Origin of the sequence: Sulfurimonas sp. NW9 (assembly GCF_051132275.1) — a bacterium.
GTDB classification, from domain to species: Bacteria; Campylobacterota; Campylobacteria; order Campylobacterales; family Sulfurimonadaceae; genus Sulfurimonas; species Sulfurimonas hydrogeniphila.
On sequence record NZ_CP093236.1, the window covers coordinates 1297297 to 1322453 of the forward strand.

18 protein-coding genes, 1 other RNA gene and 3 pseudogenes are annotated in these 25157 nt (G+C 35.9%); 6 read left to right on the forward strand and 16 right to left on the reverse strand.

Annotation, left to right across the window (positions count from 1 at the left end; genetic code table 11):
- Positions 1-105: 105 nt before the first annotated feature.
- On the forward strand, positions 106-2181 hold the full coding sequence (locus MLC44_RS07415) for a GGDEF domain-containing protein (protein WP_152184687.1): 2076 nt from the start codon (positions 106-108) through the stop codon (positions 2179-2181).
- A gap of 385 nt (positions 2182-2566) precedes the next feature.
- On the opposite strand, the pseudogene MLC44_RS07420 reads toward MLC44_RS07415, so the two are convergent.
- Positions 2567-3460 (reverse strand): annotated as a pseudogene (locus MLC44_RS07420) (RNA-guided endonuclease InsQ/TnpB family protein).
- On the opposite strand from MLC44_RS07420, the pseudogene tnpA reads away from it, so the two are divergent.
- A pseudogene (gene tnpA / locus MLC44_RS07425) lies at positions 3382-3660 on the forward strand (IS200/IS605 family transposase); the annotation flags it as partial. The pseudogenes MLC44_RS07420 and tnpA sit on opposite strands and share 79 nt — an antisense overlap.
- Before the next feature lie 63 nt (positions 3661-3723).
- Here the strand turns inward: tnpA and MLC44_RS07430 are convergent.
- Together MLC44_RS07430 and MLC44_RS07435 are read right to left on the reverse strand one after the other, a co-directional pair.
- Positions 3724-4317, reverse strand: a complete 594-nt coding sequence (locus MLC44_RS07430) for a tyrosine-type recombinase/integrase (protein ID WP_434656717.1) — start codon at positions 4315-4317, stop codon at positions 3724-3726.
- A gap of 45 nt (positions 4318-4362) precedes the next feature.
- Complete coding sequence (locus MLC44_RS07435; protein ID WP_152184690.1) at positions 4363-4674, reverse strand: hypothetical protein; 312 nt, start codon at positions 4672-4674, stop codon at positions 4363-4365.
- A 122-nt stretch (positions 4675-4796) separates the two neighbouring features.
- Here MLC44_RS07435 and MLC44_RS07440 point away from each other — a divergent pair, with 122 nt between their 5' ends.
- Positions 4797-4955 (forward strand): hypothetical protein, encoded by a 159-nt coding sequence (locus MLC44_RS07440; protein WP_434656719.1) that lies wholly within the window; start codon positions 4797-4799, stop codon positions 4953-4955.
- 180 nt (positions 4956-5135) lie between these two features.
- On the opposite strand, the gene rnpB is transcribed toward MLC44_RS07440, so the two are convergent.
- Positions 5136-5462, reverse strand: an RNA gene (gene rnpB / locus MLC44_RS07445) — RNase P RNA component class A.
- Positions 5463-5636: 174 nt separating this feature from the next.
- On the opposite strand from rnpB, the gene MLC44_RS07450 reads away from it, so the two are divergent.
- Positions 5637-6254, forward strand: coding sequence for a TetR/AcrR family transcriptional regulator (locus MLC44_RS07450; RefSeq protein WP_346388787.1), 618 nt, complete (start codon positions 5637-5639; stop codon positions 6252-6254).
- Positions 6255-6350: 96 nt separating this feature from the next.
- Here MLC44_RS07450 and MLC44_RS07455 read toward each other — a convergent pair whose 3' ends face one another.
- The 10 genes from MLC44_RS07455 to mltG all read right to left on the reverse strand — a co-directional run bounded on the left by MLC44_RS07455 (position 6351) and on the right by mltG (position 17612).
- Entirely contained in the window at positions 6351-6908 is a 558-nt protein-coding gene (locus MLC44_RS07455; protein WP_151900275.1) for a 2-oxoacid:acceptor oxidoreductase family protein, read from the reverse strand.
- A 10-nt stretch (positions 6909-6918) separates the two neighbouring features.
- Positions 6919-7773: a 2-oxoglutarate ferredoxin oxidoreductase subunit beta gene (locus MLC44_RS07460; protein WP_151900274.1), complete on the reverse strand. Its 855-nt coding sequence runs from the start codon at positions 7771-7773 to the stop codon at positions 6919-6921.
- Complete coding sequence (locus MLC44_RS07465; RefSeq protein WP_151900273.1) at positions 7773-8927, reverse strand: 2-oxoglutarate synthase subunit alpha; 1155 nt, start codon at positions 8925-8927, stop codon at positions 7773-7775. The genes MLC44_RS07460 and MLC44_RS07465 overlap by 1 nt, the downstream gene beginning before the upstream one ends.
- The gene (locus tag MLC44_RS07470) at positions 8924-9274 is read right to left on the reverse strand and encodes a 4Fe-4S binding protein (RefSeq protein ID WP_151900272.1); all 351 of its coding nucleotides are present in this window, start codon (positions 9272-9274) and stop codon (positions 8924-8926) included. The genes MLC44_RS07465 and MLC44_RS07470 overlap by 4 nt, the downstream gene beginning before the upstream one ends.
- A 340-nt stretch (positions 9275-9614) precedes the next feature.
- A complete protein-coding gene (sucD, locus tag MLC44_RS07475) occupies positions 9615-10490 on the reverse strand; it encodes a succinate--CoA ligase subunit alpha (protein WP_151900271.1) in 876 nt (291 codons plus the stop codon).
- Positions 10491-10493: 3 nt separating this feature from the next.
- A complete protein-coding gene (gene sucC / locus MLC44_RS07480) occupies positions 10494-11669 on the reverse strand; it encodes an ADP-forming succinate--CoA ligase subunit beta (RefSeq protein WP_151900270.1) in 1176 nt (391 codons plus the stop codon).
- 130 nt (positions 11670-11799) lie between these two features.
- Entirely contained in the window at positions 11800-13191 is a 1392-nt protein-coding gene (gene fumC, locus MLC44_RS07485) for a class II fumarate hydratase (RefSeq protein ID WP_151900269.1), read from the reverse strand.
- 3 nt (positions 13192-13194) lie between these two features.
- A complete protein-coding gene (mdh, locus tag MLC44_RS07490; protein ID WP_151900268.1) occupies positions 13195-14151 on the reverse strand; it encodes a malate dehydrogenase in 957 nt (318 codons plus the stop codon).
- Between the two features lie 207 nt (positions 14152-14358).
- Positions 14359-16536, reverse strand: a complete 2178-nt coding sequence (locus tag MLC44_RS07495; RefSeq protein WP_346388788.1) for an NADP-dependent isocitrate dehydrogenase — start codon at positions 16534-16536, stop codon at positions 14359-14361.
- A 131-nt stretch (positions 16537-16667) separates the two neighbouring features.
- A complete protein-coding gene (gene mltG / locus MLC44_RS07500; protein WP_418640351.1) occupies positions 16668-17612 on the reverse strand; it encodes an endolytic transglycosylase MltG in 945 nt (314 codons plus the stop codon).
- On the opposite strand from mltG, the gene MLC44_RS07505 reads away from it, so the two are divergent.
- Positions 17542-20685, forward strand: coding sequence for a YhdP family protein (locus MLC44_RS07505; RefSeq protein ID WP_434656724.1), 3144 nt, complete (start codon positions 17542-17544; stop codon positions 20683-20685). The two genes, mltG and MLC44_RS07505, sit on opposite strands and share 71 nt — an antisense overlap.
- A gap of 8 nt (positions 20686-20693) precedes the next feature.
- Here the strand turns inward: MLC44_RS07505 and MLC44_RS07510 are convergent.
- Both MLC44_RS07510 and secA read right to left on the reverse strand, forming a co-directional pair.
- Positions 20694-21895 (reverse strand): annotated as a pseudogene (locus tag MLC44_RS07510) (FtsX-like permease family protein).
- Complete coding sequence (gene secA, locus MLC44_RS07515) at positions 21892-24483, reverse strand: preprotein translocase subunit SecA (RefSeq protein WP_434656727.1); 2592 nt, start codon at positions 24481-24483, stop codon at positions 21892-21894. Before secA ends, MLC44_RS07510 begins: the two are co-directional and overlap by 4 nt.
- Before the next feature lie 131 nt (positions 24484-24614).
- On the opposite strand from secA, the gene lolA reads away from it, so the two are divergent.
- Positions 24615-25130 carry a LolA-like outer membrane lipoprotein chaperone gene (gene lolA, locus MLC44_RS07520; protein ID WP_346388792.1) on the forward strand — a complete coding sequence of 172 codons (516 nt, stop codon included), beginning with the start codon at positions 24615-24617 and terminating at the stop codon, positions 25128-25130.
- The last annotated feature ends 27 nt before the right edge of the window (positions 25131-25157 follow it).

Genomic DNA, 25157 nt, shown 5'->3' on the forward strand with positions numbered 1-25157 from the left:
ATTTTATATAAAAATTAAAACTAATATTATAAAAAGTTTATACTTTGTATATTGCCCTAAAATTTCAAAAAACGACAATTTTAAATTTTCAAAAAGGTGTAAAAAATGGATTTAATCATCTCAATTATTTTCTTTCTTTTTCTTGTAATGATTGTTTATTTGATTTTTTTAAAAATCAAAGACAGTTTTTGGTTTCGCACACAACAGGTAAGAAGAGCCGCTATTCAAAAAGAGAGAGAAAGAGCAAAACTGATAGAAAAATACACAGACAACAAAAGCGAAGAAGAAAAACAAGAATTTATTCTAAAACTCAAAGGCAAAAATGAAGCTGTAAAAATTCCATACGCAACATTTGATTACATCTACAGACACATTGATGATTTTGGAGTGATTGATAAAAATGGCAATATTGTTCTTGTTGCAGAAGAGGCATATCGAAAGATTACAAGTCGATCTAAAATCAGTAGTGCCATCCCATCTGATTCAAAAGAATCAAGTGGCACAAAAGAGGTGCCGAAAAATTATTTTGAAATAAATATTTCCGAAGACGGAACGATAATTGAAAGAAACCATATTGACAACAGTTTGAGTATTGAAACGCAAGAGAAAAATAAATATGTCTATCAGAATAACAAAACAGTGTCTGTAGAGCTAAATAACACTCAATCTAATGGTAAGGGTAAGGTTAAAGACAAAAATGCCTCTAAGGGCAAATATGAGACGGATTCTAAAATCGCCTCAGAAGAAATCAAAAATCTACCTGTTGCCATAAATGAGCTGGAGCAACACAAGGGACAAATAGCAGAATTAGTAGAAGAGAGGCGACTACTTCAAGAAGAGCTAATTAAAGATCCGCTCACACGAGCTTTCAACAAAAGAAAATATTTAGAAGACATAGAAAAATTTGATGTCAAAGAGTGTATTATTGCTTTCATAGATGGTGATAAATTTAAAAATATCAATGACACTTATGGGCACAAAACCGGTGATCTTGTGCTTCAGATGATAGCAGATAAGGCATTTAAACAAATAAAAGGTCAAAATATTGGACTATACAGGTATGGTGGCGAGGAGTTTGTGTTGATTTCTCATGAGAATCGACAAAAAACGCACGCAATACTTGAAAACATAAGAAAATCAATTGAAGACAATGAGCTTCATGTAAACGGAAATATTATTAAGTTTACAATCAGTACAGGGGCCTGTATTGGTGAGTGGTACGACAGCTTTGATAAAGCAACAAATTGCGCCGATGAAATGATGTACCGCGCAAAGAAAGGCGGAAGAAATAAAATAGTTTTTCCTAATGAAAAACCGATTATTAACCTTGAAAAGAAAAAAGGGAAAGAACACTCTGTTGATGATGCTACCAAAAGCGTTAACAAAGACGACAAACAAGATAATATTAGCATAAACAGCATTACTAAATCACAAGAAACGGAACCAAAAAAAGAAGAACCAAAAAAACTGAATATTCATCAAGAGCTCTTGATTTCACTTGCCAAAGAGAAAGAAGAAAAAGAAAGAAAAGAGCGAGAAGAAAAAGAACAGCGACCGTCCCAAAAGGAACTTATAGAGGCTTATGAAAACGAAGAAACCAAAGAGGATGAAACAATACCAGATGATAGACAATCTGCTAATGAGCCAGACAAGCATTCAATATCCGGCATTGACATACTCCTTAGGAATATAAACAACATTCCATTGAGTGATTTTCTACAAAGTGTTCTAGTGCCTCACAAAGAGATAAACATACCCGTGTTACTACGAAATGACAGTTTTTTATATATCGACAGCAGTTATTTTTTCTACTGCCTGATTGAACTTGTAGATGAGACAGACAAGGCAGTAGTTTTTGATGATATCTTCAAAGGAAAAAAGAACTTTCTCCTACGCTTAGATAAAGTCGTGCAAGTTATTGGCGCAATAAATACGAGCTCATTCACACAGTCTTTAGCGGAGTTGATATCGCTATGGGGTGAAAACAATTTTACCACAAAAAAATTCTTTAACTTTGACGGTAAACTCTACACAAGCAACATGCTCCAGTTGAATAAAAACACTCTTGAAGCTTTAAATCTCGATGTATCGAATATTGAAGTAATAGACTTTTTACAAAAAGATGAAGCTAATGGCTCCTTTTCAATCACACATCATGTGTTTAAAACTCTGTTTAAATAATGTTTAGACATTGTTTAAACTCTTTTAAAACAATCATATACTTAAAACACTGTTTTATCATCTTCTTAAACTCTGTTTTTCCTCTGTTTAAACAATGACAGTTTAAAAATTCTTTTCATTCTTATTTTAAACATTGCCTAAACTCACTTTAAACTATCATATTGTTTATTCTTTGTTTTAACATTGTTTAGTCATTGTTTAAACAATTAATATTATTTGGTATATGTTTAAACAGAAGATAGGAATTGTTTAAACATTGTATGTTTTAAAACTCTGTTTAAATATTGTTAAAATTTGCCATAGGATGCTTTTTGATTGTTTCCGGTGAACTACCCCGCCATAAATGGCGGAGCTTCCTAGAAACTCCAAACTACTGTTTAGGATATTAAGAGGCTTTGACGATAGTTCCTACCGCATTAAGAATATTTACACTGGCATTGTAGTCTGCATTTAATGCCGTGTGACATTTAGTACAGATGAATTGAGCCTGTGTTTGCCTATTCTCTTTTGAAATGTGTCCACACTTTGAACATTTTTAAGAAGTATGTTTTGGATCAACTTTTATGAGCTCTCCGCCATTTCTTTTCAATTTGTATTCAAGTAGCTCAAAGAATTTCCCCCATGATTGTTGCAATATTGAACGGTTAAGTCCACTTTTTGCACTTGCTCTCATATTGGGATTTTCTATTGAACCTTTAGCTTTTTTAGACATATTTTTTACTTTTAAATCTTCAACTTTTACAGTTTGGTTTTCACTAAGTTTATTTGAGATTTTATGTAAAAAATCATTTCGTTTATTTTTGATTTTTAAATGCTTTTTAGCAAGTTTTGCTTTTACTTTTGCTCTATTTTCACTCCCTTTTTTCTTGCGACTTAAGCTCTTTTGAGCTTTTATCATTTTTTTTATATCTTTTGTTAAGTCGTGCTCTTTGGTGGGATTTATTGGTTGATTTTCACTTGTATAAGCAAATACAACTATTCCCATATCTATCCCTATAGATTTACCATTATTAGACCCTACACACTCATTTAAACCATCTTCGTAGTTAATACTTGCAAAGTATTGATTAGCTTCATAACTTACTGTTACAGTTTTAATTTTGCCTGCAACTATTCCACGATGAAACTTTGCTCTAACTTCACCTATTTTTGGAAGATACAATTTATTATTTTTGATAGTTGCTGTTGAAGTTTGATAGCTGTAAAATGAATGATGCAACACTTGAAAAATTTGATGGGGAAGCTGACCATGTTCATCTGTTAGTCTTATATCCACCACGGATAGCTTTGTCTGTTTTAGTTAATTCATTAAAGGGCGTGTCAAGTAGAAGATTAAGACAAAATTTTGATATATTCAAAAAAGAGTATTGGGGTGAAAATGTAGCCTTATGGAGTAGAAGTTATTTTGTGGCAAGTGTTGGTGGTGCTCCGATTGAGATATTAAAGCAATACATTGAACAACAAAAAACCCCTGATTAATATTTGTTTCACAAATGTTCCTTATATCCCCGCCCTTAACGGCGAGGGTTTACGGAACAGGTGCTAAAGTAGCGGGCAGAAAAACCAAATGTATTTTTGAGTAAGTACATGAATATTGATAGGAACAATCCTGGTTTTACCGCCTTTTCCACACTCTACTCTAACCCACCCGCTTTCTACAATGTCGCCAAGAAGCATATTTGTTGCTTCACTTATTCTCAATCCAGATGAATAGATTAGTACCACAAGGGCATAATTTCTATATTGTATCCATGTTGCCTGTTTATCATAAATTGGATTTTTCACTTTCAAAAGCTCTAGCATTTCAGATTCGTCAATTATATTGGGTAGTTTTGACATAAATTTTAGATGTTTTAGCTTTTGTGATTTACAGCAATTGTATTTCTCACACAAAAATTTTGTAAAATTATTCAGCGAGGAAATTAGAAGATTAGTGGTTCTAGTGCCGAGAGTAGCATTGTTTCTTGTATGACTAATAAAATTATATAATGTATTTTTTGTAATTTGATTAACATTATGATAATTTTGCATTTTTAAAAAGTACAAAAATGAATCAGCAGTATTGTGGTAGATTTTTATTGTCTTTTTTGAATAAGACTTTAAAACCAAAAGATAGATATTGTAATTTTTCAGCAATTTGTCTGCATTTACCAGACAAAGATCCTCATTACACATCCTTATCTAACTATTTAGTTTTTTAGATTCAAACTCGTATATTTCTGTTTTTTCCTCATCTGAAATATCAAAAACAAATTTTTGATGACCTGATGCTAACATAATTTTGATCATTGTCTGGAAGCTCATAGTGCCCCTACCAACCATGTTGATGAATGCCTTTTCTGCTGAATACACTTTATCTAGTTCTTTTAATTTTTCAATTATTTCCAAAGAATCTGTATTTTCAACCATTTTGTAAATATTTCTTTTTATTACATTAATGTACGGGTTCTCTGCTTTAGTAACCCAAACCTTCTTGATTTTCTTTTTTTTCATTTTCTTCCTCACTATTGACAAAATTTAAGTTTCAATATGTTATTATAACGAACTTTGATTTTTTTTATTGTAAAATTACAAAAAGAAAGATTGGAAGAAATATTGAAAAAAGGAAATATGCAATGATTATCTTGTCGCCAAACTTCGTAACATTACCATATTTCCGTCTAATGAAGAAAAAACCCCTACATATAGAACATATAGAACATATAGAACATATAGAACATATAGAACATATAGAACATATAGAACATATAGAACATCAAAGAAGGAGCCTTTAATGTTGAAATCATACACCTTCTTTAATAAAAGCAAGCTTAAAAAAGTGTATTACCTTAAACAACATAGAAAAGAAATTTTAGAAAAATTAAATCCCTCATCTATATTCTCAAAGCACGGACTGCTCGTAAATACTGCTAATGTAAATTCTCTTGAAAAATCATCTGCTCTCTTGAGAGTGGTTTTCAGGCATAAGATAAGCCGAGTTTTGTAGTGATAGCATTAATCTACTGCACATCTTGCGTTGTGCCTCTAGCGAAACAATAGCATTGTAAGACGCTAACCATTTGTTTCTTGCTGCCATGTTGGGTTTACAAGCTCTCTATATCGCTATAAAGACTGGTGGTCTCTTACACCACCTTTTCACCTTTACTACCAAAAGGTAGAAGTTTGTTTTCTGTTGCACTTTCCCTCGTATTGCTACGGCCATTAGTTAAATGGAACACTGTCTTACAGCAGCTCGGACTTTCCTCTTGAATACAGGTTCAAGTTACTATCTCTTATGCCTGATGGAATTATACATAAAAATTCTAAACAAAGGCTAGAGCATGAACATCTGTTCATACTAATATGGAGCAATAAGAACAATTGTTCACTTGTATTTAAGAAGATATTAACAACTGTTCATATATAATTGCATATACAAGAACAATTGTTCACTTTTAGAAGTAAAGGAGCTTTAAATGCCTGAAAACAGGGATATAAAGAAAAAAAACACAACAAAAGAGAAAATACTTACAGCCGCAACCGCCCTCTTTTCACACTACGGATACAAAGGAGCCAGTGTGCGTAAAATTGCTGCTGAAGTTGGAATAAGAGAGAGTGCTTTATACAATCACTACAAGAGCAAGGAGGAGATATTTCTTGAAGTTGCTAAAAATATCTTCTCTTCGCCCTTTTCGTTTTCAGAAGACGAAGTGAAAGAATTGGCATTTAGGGGGAAACCGTTTTTACAAAAATATACCATGCAGTATAAAATGCTGACATTTGACAAAAAAAACGAAAACATGTTCAGGCTGCTCATGATTGAGCTTATGCAAAATAAAAGCCTCAGGGAACAGTTTATGAGCCAATACCATGATAAAAACATTGCCTTGCTCTCAGAAGGCTTTTTCATTATGATGCAAAACTCTTTAATTCGCTCTTGCGATCCAATGCTTATTGCTTATGAGTTTATCAGCACCCTCTTTTATATCAGACTTCAGGTTACATTACTGAGATTTGATGCCTGTTCGACAAATTCACTTGCGACACAATTTGAAAAACATGTAGATTTTTTTTGGGAAAGCATCAAAATATGATATTATAGAATATTAGATACTAATTAATATCAAATACTTGTTTTAAAAAAAGCAGTCCCTGATAAAGAACTGCTTTTTTATGCTAAAGGTTAAAAGTTATTTTGTTCCCATCGCATCTAAAGCATAGGCTTTTCCAAGCGCATATGCTTTTTTGTTTGCCTCATGAACTTTTGGCGGAACTTTTGAAAGCATTGTTTCAATCAAAGACTCTTCCGGAAGTACACCGGTCATTGTGTTTGTAATTGCCAAAGCAACAACAGATTGGGTAATTACATTCCCGACCTCTTCTTTTGCAATCGTAATGATAGGAATTTCAATAATATCCCACAGTTTTCTGTCTTCTTCTGTCGGGTGTACAAGATTTGGATCAACAACTATCTTGTTTCCGGGTCTTACACCATTTTTGAACTGGTGATAAGAAACATCTGCAACAGAAAGCATAAAATCAATTTCACCTTCATTTGCATACGGATAACGAATCTCTTCATCATCAAGTGTAATATCAACAACAGTTGCACCACCACGAACCTGAGAAGTATAAGTAGCTGTTTTTAGTCCATATCCACCGTTTTTAATTTTACAGGCAGCCATAATTTCACCGGCAAGGAGAACACCCTGTCCGCCTACACCAGTAAATCTTAAAGTATGTCTCATCTATAACCCCTTATATTTTTTTCTCAAAATCATCTTGAGTGATTTTAGGACGTTGCCCTTGTGCTGCTTTTTGAATTTCAGCATACATATCGCAATACTCTTCTTGTTCAACTTCTCTTAAAACACCGGTTGGAAAAATGTTAAGCTGTTCTTCTTCAGAGAGTGCTTCCCATTTTTTCAGCGGAAGTGTAATTTCATCAATCCATTTCAGGTTATCCATTGCAGAAACCATTTTGTTTTTACGGCCAAGGTTGATGTGACAGTTGGAAAAGATATCCATAAATGAGAAACCTTTATGAGAAAAACCTTTTACAAGAATTTTTTCAAGTTTCTTAGGGTCCGTCATAGACTCACGCGCTACAAAAGACGCCCCTGCTCCGATTGCCAGTTTACAGGCATCAAAAGTCGGATCAATGTTACCGTTCTTTTGAGAAACAGTCCACATACCGCGAGGAGTTGTCGGGGAAGTCTGTGAATTTGTAAGACCATAAATAAAGTTATTGATTAGAATAAAATTCAAATCAATATTTCTTCTACAGCCGTGAATAGTGTGGTTTCCTCCGATTGCAAGTCCGTCACCGTCACCTGCAACAACAATGACATGTGCATGCGGCTTGGCAAGTTTGATTCCTGTAGCATACGCAACAGTTCTACCGTGTGTTGTATGCACAGTATTACAGTCGATATATGAAGAAAAACGACCAGAACACCCTATTCCGGATACGATACAAACATCTTTCATATCCCATCCCATTTTCTCAATTGCACGGATAGTCGCTTTTAAAATAACACCATCACCACAACCCCAACACCACAGTGTCGGCATCTTGTTTACACGTAAATATTTATCATAATTAAATGCCATTAAATCATCTCCTTAACTTTTGCTACCATTTCTGCCGGTGCGATCGGACGACCGTTTGCTTTGAGTAAAGTAGTAAAATCATTACGTTTGATAACGCGTTCAATTTCTTTTGAGTACTGACCCATATTGAGTTCAGTCACCATAATTCTGTTTTCAAATTTCTTTCCAATCTCTTCTAATCTTTTAATAGGAGACGGCCACAACATAATTGGTCTGAACAGTCCTGCTTTGATACCTTCTGAGCGAAGTTTTTTAACAGCTTCATAAGCACCAAGAGCAATTGAACCATAGGCAATGATACAAACATCAGCATCTTCCAAATCAACTTCTTCATAATCAGGAAGGTCATCAAGTCCGCCATTTTCCAAGTGTACTGTATTTATCTTACCGACTAAACGCTCAATGTTAAATTCACACTGCTCTGCATCTTCGGTAGGAAAACCTTCGTCTCCGTGATGCAAACCTGTGATGTGGTATTTATACCCTTCAAACATAGGGTTAAGTACCGCAGGTTTGTTCATTTCAGCTTTATATGGCTTGTAATCTTCCGGATTGCCATGAAATCTTTCGCGGTCTACAATAGCAGCGTCAATTTCTTCAATATCCGGTAAATCAGCTTTTCCGTGCATGTGCCCGATTGTTTCATCAAGAAGCATAAAAACAGGAGTCATATATTTTTCAGCCAGGTTAAATGCACGTACTGTTTGTGTATAACATTCAGTTAATGAACCTGCACATAGAGTGATAGACGCATAGTCACCGTGTGTAGGATACTGTGCCTGACCGATATCTGCCTGAGAAACACGAGTAGGAAGACCTGTAGAAGGACCGCCACGCATTACATTGATGATAACCAATGGAATTTCAGCAATAAAAGCGAGACCAATCTGCTCCGCTTTTAAAGAGATACCAGGACCAGATGTAGCTGTAAAAGATTTAACACCTGTCATTGATGCACCGATAGCAGCTGAAATACCCCCGATTTCATCTTCCATCTGAATACAGACACCACCGACCTTTGGCAATAAATCAGAAGATTCATGCATTACTTCAGATGATGGAGTAATAGGGTATCCTCCAAAAAATCTTGCTCCTGCTTCTACTGCAGCTTTTGCAGCTAATTCATTACCTGTCGAGATAACTTCTCTCATTATTTAGCTCCTTTTTGTTTCACAGACATATAATTGTTTGCAACAATTTCCGCTTGTCTTTTTTTCGCTTCATCAGTTAGTTTTGCAAAACTTTTTCCTGCAGCTTTCAATTCTTTTCTGTCTGCTACATAAATAGCAAAATCCGGACATGTAAGTTCACATTCATTACACCCGATACAATCTTCCGGATAATCAATTGATATCATTGCACCCAGTGTTGATGTTGGGTCATATACCATTCCTAATACACCGGAAGGACACACAGACACACAAATGTCACACGCTTTACAATTGTTCGTGTTTACCCATACTGGTTCATTTCCTGGGTTTTCAGTTTTAAAAGTTCCCATTTATTCTCCTGTTGTTAAGTACAAATTAACTATGTATATTAGTTTGCATATATTAGTTTGCATATTAAGAGTATAGCAAATCATTATCAACTTGATTATAAAAGTTGATGTTTATTGCTAAAAAGAGCATATAACGTTTAGTATTTACACACTTATATTGAAATTTTAAAAAATAAAATTAAAGTATAAATTATAAAAACCATATACCGTTTAGTATCTACACACAAGCAGTGAGATTTTAAAAGATTAAAAAGAGATATAAATTATAAAAAAAGAGGAAAAAAACTTTCTGGAAAATTAATATTTTCAGAAAGTTTTTGTGAAAGAGTATAAAAATAAATTATTTTTTTGCTAAAACTTCAGCAACAGCTTTTCCGATTTCTGCTGGAGAAACAACAACTTTAACACCGGCAGCTTCAAGAGCTTCCATTTTTTCTTTTGCAGTACCTGCACTACCGGAAATAATCGCACCGGCATGACCCATACGTTTTCCTTTAGGAGCTGTTTGCCCTGCAATAAAAGCGACAACAGGCTTTGTTATCTGCTCTTTTATCAGTTTTGCCGCCTGAATCTCAAGGTCTCCGCCGATTTCACCAATCATTACAATTGCCTCTGTTTCAGGATCAGCTTCAAACATTGGCAGAATCTGCTTGTATGAAAGTCCGATAATCGGATCCCCGCCGATACCAACAGCAGTAGAAATACCAAATCCTTCTTTTACAACCTGGTTGGCACCTTCGTAAGTAAGTGTTCCGGATTTGGAAATGAGTCCGACATTGCCTTTTTTGAAAATCATTCCAGGCATAATTCCGATTTTACACTCCTCGGCAGTGATAATACCAGGACAGTTTGGCCCTATTGTTTTCATATTGTGTTTAGTAGCATATTGCTTGGCAAACATCATATCTTTGACCGGAGCCCCTTCTGTAATGATTACAGCAAGTTCAATTCCTGCATCGGCAGCTTCCATTACAGCATCTGCAACAAACGCAGGCGGAACAAAAACCATAGAAACAGTTGCACCGGTTGCATCAACCGCATCTTTGACCGTATTGAAAACCGGTTTACCCAAATGTGTTTCACCACCTTTGTTTGGTGTTACACCACCGACAATATTTGTACCGTAATCAATACACTGTTCTGCATGAAAAGTACCCTCTTTACCGGTAAAACCCTGAACGATTACTTTTGTATCTTTGTTTACTAAAATTGACATATCTTATAACTCTCCTTTTGCTGCAGCAACAGCTTTTGCAGCACCGTCTGCCAAGTCTGTCGCTGGAATTACATTTGGTATATTTGCATTTTTAAGAATCTCTGCTGCTTCTGGAGCATTTGTACCATCAAGACGAACAATAACCGGTACATGAACATCTACAAGTTTTGTAGCTTCAAGTATACCGTTTGCGATACGGTCACATCTGACTATACCGCCAAAGATATTTACAAAAATGGCTTTAACATTTGGATTTTTCAAAATTATTTCAAAACCTTTTGCAACCGTTTCTGCATTTGCACTTCCCCCGACATCAAGGAAATTCGCAGGTGTTCCGCCCATATAGTTAATAGTATCCATTGTTCCCATAGCAAGCCCTGCACCGTTTACCATACAACCGATTTCACCGTCAAGCGCAATATAAGAAAGACCATACTGGGCAGCTTCACGCTCATCCGGATCTTCTTCTGAAATATCTCTCATTGCTTCAAGTTCAGGATGACGCCCAAGTGCCGAATCATCAAATCCCATTTTGCCGTCAAGTGCAATAAAGTCTCCAGAACCGGTTTTTACAAGCGGATTGATTTCGATCATCTCTGCATCTTTGTCCATATAAAGCTTATAGAGTTTAGAAGCAAAATCAATCATTTTACGCTGCTCGTTTTTATCTGTAATCCCAAGACCGAAAACCAATTCACGACCATGAAACCCTTGAAATCCGATAGAAGGATCAACAGTAACTTTAATGATTTTTTCCGGAGTTTTTTCTGCTACAGTTTCTATGTCCATCCCGCCTTCGGTAGAAGCCATGATAATCGGCATTTCCTGTGCGCGGTCAAGTACTACAGAAAGGTAAAGCTCGTCTTTAATGTCAGCACCGTCTTCTATATATACTTTTTGTACAAGTTTTCCTTCAGGCCCTGTTTGGTGTGTCACCAAAGTCATACCAAGAATTTCCTGGGCATACTGTTTTACTTCATCAAGACTTTTAGCCAGTTTTACACCACCGCCTAGTCCACGACCACCTGCATGTATTTGTGCTTTTACAACCCAGACAGGTCCACCTAACTCTTTTGCATTTTCTACAGCCTCTTCCACCGAGTTTGCAATTTTACCTTTTGGTGTCGGAACACCATACTCAGCAAAAATTTCTTTTGCCTGATATTCATGTATATTCATTTATTCTCCTTGTTTAAAATTGAAAGACGCTTGTTTTTAAGCCTTATACGACTCGGAATTTAGTTCCTCGCTTGCATTGGCTTTTAAGCCTTATACGACTCGGAATTTAGTTCCTCGCTTGCATTGGCTTTTAAGCCTTAGGTGCAATCATCTCTTCCGGTTTTACATATTCGTCAAACTGTTCAGGTGTCAAAAGCCCGAGTTCAACAGCTGTCTCTTTCAATGTTGAATTGTTTGCATGCGCAGTTTTTGCAATTTTAGCTGCATTTTCATATCCGATATATGGGTTCAAAGCTGTTACAAGCATCAATGAATCATGTAAATAATGATCTATTTTTGCCTCAACAGGTTTGATTCCCACAGCGGCATTATCATTAAATGATATGATTGAGTCACTTAAAAGACGCACAGACTGTAAAAAATTATATGCTATAACAGGTTTAAAAACATTTAATTCAAAATTTCCCTGACTTGCTGCAAAGCCTATTGTTGCATCATTTCCCATAACCTGACAGGTAACCATTGTTACCGCTTCACTTTGTGTAGGATTTACTTTTCCCGGCATAATAGAACTTCCAGGCTCATTTGCAGGAATTTCAATTTCACCAAGGCCGCAACGGGGACCTGATGCCAACCATCGCACATCATTTGCTATTTTCATCATATCAGCAGCAAGTGCTTTGAGCGCACCGTGAGCAAAAACAAGTGCATCATGGGAAGTGAGTGCGTGAAATTTGTTTGGTGCTGTCACAAATTCATGCCCTGTCAATTCACTGAGCTTTTTAGCAACTCTTTCACCAAGTTCGGGATGAGCGTTAAGCCCTGTTCCGACTGCGGTACCGCCAAGTGCCAACTCTCTGACTGCTTCAAGAGAGTCTTTTGCCATCTTTTCACATTTGCTCAGCATTTCAACCCAACCGCTTATTTCCTGTCCAAGAGTTAAAGGAGTAGCATCCTGCAGGTGTGTGCGGCCTATTTTCACTATATGGGCAAACGCTTCACTTTTTGCCTGTAAAGTAGCTTTAAGTTTGGCAATAGCAGGAAGAAGATTCTCTTCAACAGCGATAACAGCCGCTACATGTAAAGCAGTCGGATATGTATCATTTGAAGACTGTGACTTGTTAACATCATCATTCGGATGTACCAGTTTCTCTTTTCTAAAATCTCCGCCGAGTATTTCTGTAGCACGATTTGCAAGCACTTCATTGTTGTTCATATTTGACTGCGTACCTGAACCGGTCTGCCATACAACAAGCGGATAGTTTCCGTCAAGTTTTCCTGCCAGCATGTCATCAGCAGCCTGCGCAATTGCATCTGCTTTTTTTGCATCGAGTTTTCCCAGGTCTTTATTGACAAGTGCCACAGCTTTTTTCAGGTATGAAAATGCACGGGTAATCTCATACGGCATTTTTTCTTCACCGATTTTAAAGTTTTGAATACTTCTTTGTGTCTGCGCACCCCAATAAGCATCTTGAGGTACTTCGATTTCACCCATGGTGTCTTTTTCTATACGGCTCTTCATTCTTTATTTCCCTTCAAAAAAATTATTTTCTTTTAATGTATCTATCAAATCCTGAACTGATTTACAGGATTTTGCAAACATTGCTTTTTCTTTTTCATCGAGTGTCACTTCAATGATTTTTTCAGCACCCTTTGCACCAAGCATTACAGGAACCCCCGAAACTACATCACTGTAACCGTATTCACCTTCAAGGCATACCGCACAAGGGTGAATCTGTTTTGTATCTTTTAAAATTGCATCCACCATAATCGCTGTTGATTTTGCAGGCGCATAATAAGCTGAACCTGTTTTTAGGTATCCCACAATTTCAGCACCGCCGTGGCGGGTTCTGTCAACAATTTCGGCAATTTCATCATTCGTCAGCACATCAGAAAGCGGTACACCCGCTACAGTTGAGTAGCGAGGAAGCGGCACCATGTCATCTCCGTGTCCGCCCATAACCGAAGCACGAATCTGCCCTCCGCCGTAACCAAGCTTTTCCTGTATAAATGCTGCCATTCTTGAACTGTCCAGGATTCCAGCCATTCCGATAACACGGCTTCTGTCAAATCCACTCTCTTTAAGTGCTACATATGTCATCGCATCAAGCGGATTTGAAACCATGATAACAACTGCATTTGGAGAGTATTTTGCAATACCTTTTATAACTTCTTTTGTAATTTTTGCATTTATCATCAATAAGTCATCGCGACTCATACCAGGAAGTCTTGGACTGCCGGCAGTTACAACAACAACATCACAGTCAACCAGATCCGACATCTCTTCAGCAACTTTAACCACGGTATGACTTCTTACAGCAGAAGCTGCCTGAGACATATCGAGAGCCTTTCCTTTTGCTACATCTATTTTATTGTCACGAAGAATAATTTCATGACACGATCCAAGCATTGCCAGAGAGTATGCTACTGTTGCACCAACATTACCAGCACCTACTATCCCTACTCTTTTTCCTTGACTCATATATGCTCCTTAATATTAAATAGTATGATGACCAGTACAGTACACTTAAACAATATGTGCGAACACATAACATTTAAGTATATTCAGACATCGAAAGTTTAGATGAAACGGCATTCATCTTTTGTATATAGCACCTGTTAAAATAAGAGTTACATAAAAAAGAGGAATATCGTGCGTAAGTATACCTTACGCACGATATAATTCAACTTAGATTGAATCAATTATTGCATTCAATGTTGCAGACGGACGCATTGCTTTTTCAGCTTTGGCATCATCCGGGTGGAAATACCCACCGATATCTTTCGGAGAACCTTCCGCAGCAGCAAGCTCGGAAAGAATTTTTTCTTCATTTTTGATAAGTGTTTCGGCAATCGGCGTAAACTTCTCTGCCAAAGCAGTGTCAGCAGTCTGTGTACTGAGTGCCTCAGCCCAGTAGCGTGCTACCCAGTAATGAGACGCTTTGTTATCAGGCTCACCGCATTTTCTGCTCGGCGCTTTATCATTGTCAAGGTAACCTTCGTTTGCTTTGTCAAGACCTTCTGTCAATGCACCGATTTTGCTGTCTTCACTTTTTTGGTACATCATTCTAAGTGACTCAGCCAATGCTAAAAACTCACCTAATGAATCCCATCTGAGGTGACCGCACTCTAAGAACTGATCCACATGTTTAGGAGCAGATCCGCCGGCACCTGTTTCAAACAGACCGCCACCGGCTAACAATGGAACAATTGAAAGCATTTTTGCAGATGTTCCAAGCTCTAAAATCGGGTACATATCTGTCAAGTGGTCACGAAGAACATTACCGGTTACAGAGATTGTGTCTTTGCCTGCTCTTACTCTTTCGTTTGTGAATCTTGTAGCAGAAGCAACATCCATGATTTTAATATCCAAACCTGTCGTGTCATGGTCATTTAAGTATTTGTTTACTTTTTTAATCATCTGCGCATCATGTGCACGATCTTCATCCAACCAGAATACGGCAGGATTTCCTGTAATTCTTGCACGTTCAACCGCCAAGCGTACCCAGTCTTGAATCGGAATATCTTTCACACGGGACATTCTCCAGATATCGCCTTTTTCACACTCAAATTTCATAAGTTCTGTACCGTCTTCAGCAGTTACGGTAACCGTGCCGCTCTCTTCAAGCTCAAAAGTTGTCGGATGAGAACCATACTCTTCTGCTTTTTGTGCCATAAGACCGACATTTGCAACATTACCCATAGTAGTTACATCATATTGGCCGTTTTTCACACAGTCAGCAACCATCTCTTGGTGAAACATTGCATATGTACTGTCAGGAATAACAGCAACACACTCATCAGCCGCACCTGTTCTGTCCCACTGCTTACCGCCTTCACGTACAACAACAGGCATAGACGCATCAATAATTACATCATTTGAAGCATTGAAGTTTGTTGTCCCTTTGTCAGAGTCAACCATAGCAATTCTCGGTGCATCAGCATCAACTACTGCCTGGAAAGCAGCTTTGATTTCTGCTTCTTTTGGGTGACCGGCAATTTTTTTCTCCAAATCACTCATACCAAGATTTGGATTAACACCTAATTCAGCGAATAAATCTGCGTATTTGTCAAAAACTTCTTTGAAGAAAACCTGGAATGCATGACCAAACATAATCGGATCAGAGATTTTCATCATTGTGGCTTTGAGGTGAATAGACCATATAACACCTTTCTCTTTTGCCTCATCAATACTTTTTTGGATAAATGCTCTTAACTTTTTCACTGACATAAATGTACCGTCAAGAATTTCTTTCTCAAGAGCATCAATAGTTTTTAACTCTTTGCCGTTTAATGCAATTGTCACTTTTTGCGCTTTGTCCATAGTTACTGACTGTTCATTTGCATAAAAATCACCGTCACCGTTCATGTGAGCAACATAAGCTTTTGAGTTTTCAGCAAAAGGCTTCAGTCTGTGTGGATGTTTTTGTGCATATTTTTTAACTGCATGTGCTGCACGTCTGTCAGAGTTTCCTTCACGAAGGACAGGATTGACTGCAGAACCAAGACAAGTACTGTATTTAGCCTGGATAGCTTCCTCTTGGGCATTTGCAGGATTTTCCGGGTAGTTCGGAATATCATACCCTTGAGACTGAAGTTCCGCAATACAATCTTTTAATTGACCAACTGAAGCAGAAATATTTGGAAGCTTAATAATGTTCGCTTCCGGTTTTTGCACAAGTTCACCAAGCTTAGACAACTCGTCTTCTCCAAGACCCATTGCTGCTAAAACTCTCCCTGCAAGTGAAATATCACTAGTTACAACTTCTACACCTGCTTCTTTTGTAAAAGCATTTACGATTGGCAATAAAGAATATGTTGCTAAAGCCGGAGCTTCATCAATTTTTGACCAAATAATTTTTGACATGTTCTGTCCTTCTGAGTTAATATTTATTCATAAATTATATATTTATGAACTTTACGAATTAAATAATAACACTTAAGAGAAACAAACAGGGCATTGACAGGAAAAAGTTCACATTATCTTTCTTTTTTGTTTCATTTTGTAGCACGCTTTATGTTGCGTAAATGTGTAGAATAGTTACATGTAAAGTCATGTGTTCCGTTTTTGGATTTCATAAAATAGAGATACTTGGTTTTTTTCGGAAATACCGCAGCCCGTATGGCATCAATACTTACATTGCAAACAGGAGCAGTTGGGAGCCCTGCATGTCTGTATGTATTGTATGTTGTAGTATCATTTTTAATTCGGTAGGGTGTGACCTTTTGGTGCGAATACTTTCCGTAGTTAAGCGTTCCGTCCATTTGCAGTTTCATTCCTTTGTTTATTCTGTTGTATATAACAGAACTCACCAAAGGCATCTCTTTTACACTGGCTGATTCTTTTTGAATTATTGAAGCTATTGCTACATATCGAAACCATTTCTTTTCATTATAATTGCCGAAAAACTTTAGAGAAAGTTCTTTCATTTTTCTGTGTGAGCTGTTTAGTAACACTTTTATAAGCTCTTTTTCCGTAATACCCAAAGGAAGTCTGTAGGTATCAGGAATAAAAACGCCCTCTTTTATTGGAGCATACTTGTCGAATTCATTTTGTAATTTTTGTCTGTTGAGATGCAAATTACTTGCCAGTTGATTTAAAAATATATAGGTAGTCTCTCCCGGAATAAGTGTAACATTTTGCAAAGCTGCCTTGGATCTTGTCAGTTTATATAAAAAATCCGCTTTGGTATTAGCCCTTGTCTGTAAATTTATCCATCCGCTTTGAGGGGAGCCAATCATCCGTAAAAGAAAAGAATCGATTTTACAGACATCATAATTTTTAGACTGCAATTGTGTTATAATTTTGTTAATAGAGCCTGCAGGAATATAGAGGACTTTGGGCGTATAAATAGGTTTATTAAGGTAATACATGAAAGATAATGCAATCACGAAGATTATTGCGAAAACATACGCGAGTATAGCTGTTTTTTTTACTTTCATGTTTCTTCTTCTTGTTGGTTTGTTTATAGTTTTACAAAATGGATTATATCTTGATAATGTTTCTATATCAAATATTCATGCAAAAAATGTTTATATCAAATGGGATGACAGACTTACTGTTTCTGTTAAAACCTTAAAAATTGACAGACAAAAAAACAAAACTGCGAACAATGTCAGTTTTAAAGAATTCAGTAAATATCTTAAAATTGTTACGCAAACAACACACTGGTTTCGCTCTCTTGTTGTCAGTAACATAGTATTTGGAAATGCCACAGGCTCTTTTAAATACACGAGTAGTGATCAGGGCTTTTTTGTTTTTCAATCTCCCGATTTTGATTTTGAATCGAAGATTTATGCAAAAACAGATCTGCTTACAGTCTCAATAAAAAAGTTTCAAGACAAAAAAAGGGCTGTCACTATAAAAGGCAGTGTTATTTTTGATACACAGGCACAAAAAGTATACACAAAAATTGACCTTGATATTCATAATGATGCAAACCTTACTGTTTATGCAATTGCAGATGCGAAACAACTCATCTACAATGTTGTCAGCAACAAACACATAACTGATATTTCTCACCTTATAAAAATCGCACATTTGCCAAAAGAAGTAATATACTGGGCATATACTGCCATTAAAATGCAATATCTTGATATTCAAAAATTTCATGGTTTTATTGATTATAGTGATTTGCAAAATGCTTATAAAAACATATATATACAGGCAGTTGCACAAAAACTCATCTATACATACAATCCAAAACTTGAGGCTGTAAAAAGCAAGCAGACAAACCTTGAATTTAAAAAGGGTGTTTTATATATAAAACCTCAAAATGCTTTGACGTATGGCATGCATTTAGGAAAAAGCTGGCTTAAAATTGACTTCAATAAAAAAGAAGAACTTTTAACACTGCATTTGCTGTTTGAAGGTATGCTTAACAAAGACATGTTACATGTATTGAACACCTACAAAATAAAACTGCCTTTTTTACAAAGAAAAGGAACAGTCAATACAGATTTAACGATAGAGGTCAACCTGCATACAATTGATGTAGATGCCAAAGGAGACTTTTATACCAAAAAAGCAAACTTTGACTACCTTGGACTGAATATAGATATTTTCAATACACATATACATCTTGATAATTATGATGTGCTGATAGATAAAATGCAGGCAAAATACAAAGAGATTGCTGCGGCGAATGTATATGTAAGCTTTAATGCAAAGAAATCAGAAGGAACAATAAATTTAAACTTTCACAAAATAGAGACACAGGGTCTCTCTCTTGATACACAAAAAGGACCTTTGCATGTAGCCTACCGTATTAATCCAAAGCAGGACACAATAGATATAGATTCTTCAAAATGGCAATACAAAAACAAAATTATTACGTTAGAGAAACTCTCAGTAGATTTTGATCTGAAAAAACTGCAGGCAAATATACCCGCAACGTATTTTAATATCTGGAAAATGACAAATGGATATGTCAATGGAACAATAGACCTCAAAGCATCTAAAACAAATCTTGATGTAGATCTCTTAAAGCTACAGTACAGCGGTATAGAACTCACACAAACAGTAACACCGTTACACATACAATACGACAAGGTTTTATCTGTCTCTTCACAGGAAGATATATTTTTCAATGTTAACGGATCGCAATACAAAGCAAGCAATTTTTATATAAATTTTGATAAACAAAGTATATATTTAAAACATACATTTTTACAAATCAGTGATTATATCAGTACAAAAGTCTATGCTTATTATGATTTTGATTCAAAAAAAGCACATATAAGTTTAAATGACTTTGTATTGAAAAACCCAAAAACAGATGCCATACTCTATAAAAACAATAAAATAATGCTAGGCGGATATATTGACGGCGAAAATATTACAATAGATTCACGAGAACTTGATGCTTCTTTTGTTTCCAATGAAAAACAATGGAAATTAACACTTAATGCTCTTGAGATTCTTGCAAAAAAATCACTTTTTTTACAAAAATATAAACTCAATGAAGGAAAAATCAGTTTTTATAAAAAAAATGATGCCCCCTATACTCAGTTTAGCGCAACTTTACACTATCCTTATCATTTGCTAGTCAACAAAAACAAGGAAATCAGCACCTACACTGTAAGAGGAGAAATTACAAAAAAACAAAAAATTTATCTCAACATAAACAAGAAAATGCACATTAAAATAGATAAAGATGTTGCAATCAAAATACATGATGCCGGTCTGAATTTAGATGCTATTGTCAAACTTGCAAAACAAATAACAACACAGTCAAATGCAAAAACAGGCAACTTTAAGCTTTCCGCAGATGCGATAGATTCCTATCTTTATCTTGGCAACAACCGATACGCTGTTTCAGATACAATGCATCTGCAATATTACAATAATATCCTAACAGCACAACTGATTCACAAAAAAGGAAACGCAGGGTTTAAGCTTGAAAACAATACTTTTCATCTTTATGGAGAAAACTTTAATGATAAATTCATGGAAAAACTCTTTGCCCCGTCTAAATTCAGTGGTGGGAGTCTGGACTTTTCTATGAATGGAACACTTGAAGACTACAAGGGTGTTTTTTACATGCATGATACTGTAATGATTGACTATAAACTTCTCAATAATGTCCTGGCTTTTGTCAATACAATACCCTCTCTTGTTACTTTTTCACTGCCGGGTTACAGTAAAAAAGGTTTACATGTAAAGAATGCCTATGTAAAATTTCATGCAAAAAAAGGTGTCTTTGATATTTCAGATATTTATCTTGAATCCAAAGAATTGACAATACTCGGAAAAGGGAGTGCGGATATCAACAAGAACAGTATCAATTTGGTTTTAAATTTAAAAACAGATCTGGGAAGTAATCTCTCAAAAGTACCACTTGTCGGTTATATTATTTTTGATGGAAAAAGTATATCAACCACACTCAAAGTTACAGGGAAGCTCAGCGATCCTACTATAAATACCATGGTTGCCAAAGATATTATTGTAGCACCGCTCAATATTATCAAGAGAACGCTTACCTTTCCTTTTAAAGTGCTTCAAAAACTCTTTTAGGAGTTTTACTACTCATTTCGAAGAACAGTCAGTATATCTACTTCACTTGCCTTTTTGGCAGGATAATAAGAGGAAGCTACAACGATACCAAAAGCACCTGCGACAATAAAAATGAAATCATGAAGTGTCAAGTCCAGGGGAAGTCTCGAAGTAGGATAAACATCTTTTGGCAAAGAGACAATATCAAAAGTACTGAGTAGCCATATACCACTCAGTCCAAAGACAATACCGGCTAAAATACCGGTAATTCCTATAACAATTCCCAAATACAAAAATACTTTTTTAATTTCAGATGTCGTTGCACCCAAAGAGAGCAAAAGTGCTATTTCCCCTCTTCTGTTCATTACAGTCATTAAAAGAGAAGAGATAATATTGATAGAAGCAATAAGAATAATAAGCATCAGGACAATAAAAAGAGAAGTTTTTTCCATCTCCAAAGCAGCAAAAAAATTCATATTGTCTTCCCACCAGCCTTTTACTGTTACACTGATTGGCAGCACTTTTTTTATTTTTTCTATATCTTTTCGTGGATCTTTGGAATATATATGAATACCGTCATATTCATTTGCGGCCATATGCTCTATGGTCTGCATAGCCTCCAGTGTTGTGTAGGAGTATGCTTTATCATAAGCAGAAAGCCCTGAATCAAAAAACGACTTGATTTGAAAGCGCTTTATTTTTGGAGTAACAGAGAGTCCGCCCGGTTCCACATTTGTAAAAATATACATCAGTTTATCATTTACATGTAAATTAAATTCTTCTTTAAGAGTTTTTCCGATAACGACATCAAATTTTTTAAAAGTATGCCCGGTAATTGCTTTTGCAAGTACCGAATTGACTTTCACTTCATCCTCAAAGTTTACACCAAAGAGATACCCGCCTTCAAGTCTTGAACCGCTTCTGGCCATCACAGAAGACTGAATGTAAGGGCTAAACTGCAAATAAGAAATTTCTCTTCCAAATCCATAAGCAGATTGCTGTTTACAGCACCGTAAAACTTTGGAATGATGGTTAAAGGGTAGTTCATAACAGTCAGTTTGTCTTTAAACTCTTTGTCAAAACCATTCATAAGTGCCATGGCAATAAGAAGTACCATGACACCGAGCGTAATTCCTATAAAGGCTAAAAGTGCAGATATAAAGATAAAAGGCTGCTCCTTGTCAAAGCGTAAAAATCTTTTCACAAGGTAAGAAACTATTGATTTTTTCAAGAAGCAAAAACACCTTTTTTCGGACCGCTTTTTCCACAGCACTGCTTGTACTTTTTTCCGCTTCCGCACGGACAGGGGTCATTTCTTGCTATTTTTTTACTCACAACAAAGTCATCTTCGGCATCAATATCCACATTGTCATGATGGTTCAGCCGCATCAATGCTTCTTGTGCTTTTTTCTCTTCTTCAAGCTGTTTGGAAATTCTGGCAGCTTCTTCTTCCGGAGATTCCATCTGGAACTGTATAATCTGCAAGGTTTTGATTGTATTGAATTTAATATCATTAATTAATTCACCAAAAAGACCAAAACTCTCTTTTTTGTACTCAACAAGAGGATCTTTTTGATTATATGCACGCAAACGAATACCGGTTTTCATATTGTCCATCGCATAAAGATGTTCTCTCCAGGCATTGTCCAACTCTTTGAGATAAAACTCTTTTTCTATATCCTGTCTTGTCTGCTCATCCAACACGCCCATCTTTTCATCATAAGCCGTTTTTAACAGTTCTGTAACTTTGGCATACAACTCTTCGTATTCAAGCTCTTTTAACTGCTCGATATCCAAATCAAAATTCATCTCTTCCTTAAGAAGCTGAGAGAGTTTTTCAAGATTAAAATCTTCTTTGTCTGCACCGGCAAATATATCCGAGCGAGCTAAAAGATTTGCAACATATTCTTCTCTGATTTCATCAATTTTACCAGCAATATCATAATCATCACTTAAAAGTTGATTTCTGAATTTATAAACGATTTTTCTTTGCTCATTTGCAACATCATCATATTCAACAATTTGCTTACGCCCTTCATAGTGCATATTTTCAACTTTTTTCTGTGCTTTTTCAACTGCACGGGTGACCATTCTAGATTCTATATATTCGCCGTCTTCAACACCGAGTCTTTCCATGATGGACTTGATTTTATCACTGCCGAATATTCGTAAAAGATTGTCTTCAAGTGAAAGATAAAACTGTGTTGTTCCGGGATCACCCTGACGCCCGGAACGTCCGCGCAGCTGGTTGTCAATACGACGGTTTTCATGTCTCTCGGTTCCTATGATATACAAACCACCGAGCTCTTTTACTTCATCACTTACCTTAATGTCAACACCGCGTCCTGCCATATTTGTCGCAATGGTTACAGCACCCTTTGCTCCGGCATGTTTAATGATTTCACTCTCTTGTGCATGGTTTTTTGCATTTAAAACAGTATGTGCAATTTTTTCCTTCTTCAGTATTTCATGTAAAACTTCAGATTTTTCAATAGAAGCCGTCCCTATTAAAATAGGTTGTCCTGATTTTCTTAGTTTTTTAATGGTCTCAATAACAGCTGTAAATTTCTCTTCTTCTGTTTTATATATTAAATCATTCAAATCTTTTCTTGCAATCGGAATATTTGTAGGAATGGAAACAACATCCAAATTATAAATCTGTGCAAATTCTGTTGCCTCTGTTTCGGCAGTACCTGTCATTCCCGCAAGTTTGTCATACATTCTGAAGTAGTTTTGAAAAGTAATATCTGCAAGTGTTTGTGTTTCTTCTTTTATTTCCACACCCTCTTTGGCTTCAAGTGCCTGATGCAGTCCTTCTGAAAAACGACGTCCTTCGCTTAATCGGCCCGTAAATTCGTCAACAATAACCACTTCCCCGTCATTGACAACATAATCAACATCTTTTTCAAAAAGGTAATTTGCCTTTAAAGCCTGGTCAAGCATATGCGGCAAAGAAGCATTCTCAGCACTGTAAAGATTTTCAACACCAAAAAGTTCTTCCGCTTTTGTGATACCCTCTTCTGTAATCAATATCACTTTGTCTTTTTCATCAACAGTAAAATGTTCCTCTTTATTCAATTCCAAAGCAACTCTGTTTGCTTTGAGATAATCCTGCATATTTCTGTTTGTGGGCCCTGAAATTATCAAAGGCGTTCTCGCCTCATCAATTAAAATAGAATCCACTTCATCGACAATTACGAAATTGTGTCCACGCTGGACCATCTGGTCTTTTGAATAACTCATATTGTCACGCAAATAGTCAAAGCCGAACTCATTGTTTGTACCGTAGGTAATATCCGCATCATAAGCAGCTTTTTTCTCTGCAGGATCATGCATGTCTTCGAGAATCGTGCCTACACTGTAGCCCAGAAAATTGTACAGCACACCCATCTCTTTTGCATCACGGGAAGCCAGATAATCATTCACTGTTACCAAATGAACGCCCTTGCCTGTCATTGCATTGAGAGTAATGGCAAGTGTAGCCACAAGAGTTTTTCCCTCACCGGTTTTCATTTCGGCAATTCTACCCTCATGTAAAACCATACCGCCTATAAGCTGAACATCAAAATGACGCATATTCAAAACACGTTTTGCAGCTTCTCTTGTTATGGCAAAAGAATCATACAACACATCATCCAGAGTTTTCTCGCCGCTCTGTACACTTTGTTTCAAATCTTCAAAAGCATTTTTGAGTGCATCATCACTTAAAACTTCATATTTGCTTTCAAGTTCATTAATCTTTTTAACTTTTTTAGTATATTTTTTTAATTCTCGGTCATTTGCAGTACCAAATACCTTACCCATGAATGCTTGTAGCATTTGCAACCTTATTATCGTTACTATATAATTTACTATATAGTAATCGCTGAAATTGTTCTTATTTTATCACATTAAATCTAATAAATAGTATAAATGAATAATTTGCTATAATTTCTTTTTAAAGGAGAAAAATGAAAAGAATAATTTTAGCTGCATTGTTGATAACATCTGGCTATGCAAGTATAAAAAATATAAACAGTTTTGAAGCAGATTTTTTACAAAGAATAGTAGATGACAAAGGTGTGAAGATAACATATACGGGGCATGTAACAGCTTCTAAACCTCGTTATGCTCTTTGGCAGTATACAAAACCTGTGCAGAAAAGTGTTTATATTTTACAAAATAAAATTGTAGTTATTGAACCGGAGTTAGAACAGGTCATCATTAAACATCTTAATGGAGATTTTGATCTTTTTAAAATTATTCACAATGCAAAAGAGATCGCAAAAGGGAGTTATTTAGCGAATTTTCAGAATAAAGAATACATCATAAAAACAGAAAATTCCATCATTAAATCTATTTCATACAAAGATGAACTTGAAAATGATATAAAGATTGTATTTAAAAACCAAGAAGTAAATAAAAAAATATCGCAAGATAAATATGTACCGGATATTCCGGATGAATATGATATAGTCAGTGAGTAATATGTAACAAAAACGGATTTAGTCCAT